Origin of the sequence: Filifactor villosus, assembly GCF_042652965.1 — a bacterium.
Classification (GTDB): domain Bacteria; phylum Bacillota; class Clostridia; order Peptostreptococcales; family Filifactoraceae; genus Filifactor; species Filifactor villosus.
In genome coordinates this window covers 1-2,234 of the sequence record NZ_JBHSHL010000048.1, presented here as the reverse complement: position 1 = coordinate 2,234, position 2,234 = coordinate 1, and the positions used below count along the sequence as shown (strand labels likewise).

Below are 2,234 nucleotides of genomic sequence, written 5' to 3'. Positions count from 1 at the left end.
TGTTCCATCGTATAAAACCTCCTCTGTTTTATACGAGTATCTCACATTTTTTACGTTTTGTAAAGTATTGTGTAGACGCGCTCTAGGGGGATACCGTATATTTTTGTGGTTGCAAAATCGATATGACAATAGTATTATAGAGAAAAGAGTGTAAGTATTATCTATTTGAATCACTGATATTCGAGGCTTGTACTTCAAAAAATCCCGGAACAATTTTTTGTGTTTGCAGAGGTGAATACTTTCACTCTTGAATTGGAGAGCAGTATTAGAGCAATACCACACGATTTGAAAAATTAGCATAAAATCAATTTTGTAGGAAGGATGAAATCCCCGAAAATGTTGATAGGATAAACTTTCGCATTTTATAAACCTGAAGAAAAATCGGAAGTTTGCCTTTGTGTAGCGTCTTCTTAGTTCATAAGCTAAACATTATTTAATAGTGGACTTATATGTTTTTGGAAATTAAATTAGAGTAAGGCAATAGCGCATAATTTGAAAAGGAGGAGCAAAATCAATTTTTCTTGAATAAGTATATTATCGAGAGTGTTGGTTTGAGAAAGTTCCTGTATTTCATGAAACAATGAAAAGACGATTTTGTATCTGTGTGCGGTAATTTCCATAGCAAAAATATGACTTTATAACAAACTATATAAGCATTTCCGTGTCGATATGCAGTAGTGTAAAAAACAATGGGTTTCGACAGATTTTTTGCAGCCATCAAAAATCCAATATTCACACAGCGTTTACTTGTAAAGATGCATTATAGAAGTTTCCTTCTGTAAAGAGGATAAATAAATGATAGACAAAAAATAGCTGTGAAAGTGTTGGATTTGCTAAAGTAAAAAAAAGAAAGCCTATAATAGAACCATACTGAAATGTAAATGCTGATTGACAACCTGCTTGGTATCTCCTGTAATCACCTATAATAGAACCATACTGAAATGTAAATAGTATGGGAACAGGAAGATTTCTCGGAAATCTTCCCCCTATAATAGAACCATACTGGGCTTGAGATATAATAAGGATACAGAGAGAAAAGCCAGATAAATAGGAGCTTTCAGCACTGTATCCTTATTTTAAAAATCGTGAAAATCAAATAATCAGGTCTAAAAGGAGGCTTTTATGGGATGTAAAAATATTTCAAGCCGATATATCAGCCTTTCGGTGGTAAGGAAGGTGAGAATTAAATGAGATGGATCATTAAAATAATCTTGTTTCCAATCAGCTTATCGTTAAGTATCCTCACTGCATTTCTGACATTCTTGCTTAGCGTAGGAACAGCGATACTGTACTTGCTCATGCTGATGTGTGTATTTGTGGCGATAGGCTCGTTCTTTATGCTACACAACACAAGAGCAGCAATAGAAGCACTCATTATCGGATTTTTAGTAAGTCCTTACGGAATACCGATGATTGGAGCTGTAATCATAGCGTTCCTACAAGGAGTCAATGAAGCTATAAAATCAATATAAAAAATTTCATAAAAATGGTTACCAAAGGCGATAGCGAGAAAACTATCGTCTTTTTTCGTGCAAATTTTAAAGAAGGGAGGGGGTGAAAGATGGACTTTGATTATTTTTACAATCGAGATACGGAAAGATTCAGCTTTTATATGCTGCCTAAAATTTTGGTAACCGAAGATTTATATAAAAATTTATCTTCCGATGCCAAAATACTCTACGCCTGTTTATTAGAGCGTTCAAGCCTGTCATTCAAAAATGATTGGATTGACGAGCAAGGTAGAGTTTACATCGTGTTTACGGTCGAAGAAATCATGAAAATGCTAAACAAGTCCAATAAAACAGCGGTAAAGATTCTAAATGAGCTTGATGCCAACACAAAGGGAATCGGACTGATTGAGAGAAAAAGACAGGGACTTGGAAAGCCAAACATCATTTATGTGAAAGACTTTATGAGTGTGTTTCGCTCCGAGTGTAAAAATTACACTTCAGAAGTGAAGAATTTACACTCCGGAAATGTAGATATTACACTTCAAGAAGTGAAGAATCTACACAGTAGTAATACTAATATAAATAAACCTGATTATAGTAATACTGATTTTAGTAAGGGGCAAACCGGACTTGGAACATTGCAAAATGTTTTTCTCACAGAAAAAGAAATAAAAGAACTGAAAGAAATATTAGAGCGTGTCTACGCAATACTCTACAAAACGTAAAAAATGTGAGATACTCGTATAAAACAGAGGAGGTTTTATACGATGGAACAACTACAAA

At 34.2% G+C, this 2,234-nt stretch carries 2 protein-coding genes; both read left to right on the top strand.

What is annotated here, in order from left to right; translation table 11 throughout:
- Window positions 1-1,187 precede the first annotated feature (1,187 nt).
- On the top strand, window positions 1,188-1,472 hold the full coding sequence (locus ACFO4R_RS09795; RefSeq protein WP_379788932.1) for a CD1845 family protein: 285 nt from the start codon (window positions 1,188-1,190) through the stop codon (window positions 1,470-1,472).
- A gap of 89 nt (window positions 1,473-1,561) precedes the next feature.
- Complete coding sequence (locus ACFO4R_RS09790; protein ID WP_379788931.1) at window positions 1,562-2,176, top strand: replication initiator protein A; 615 nt, start codon at window positions 1,562-1,564, stop codon at window positions 2,174-2,176.
- Window positions 2,177-2,234: the final 58 nt, after the last annotated feature.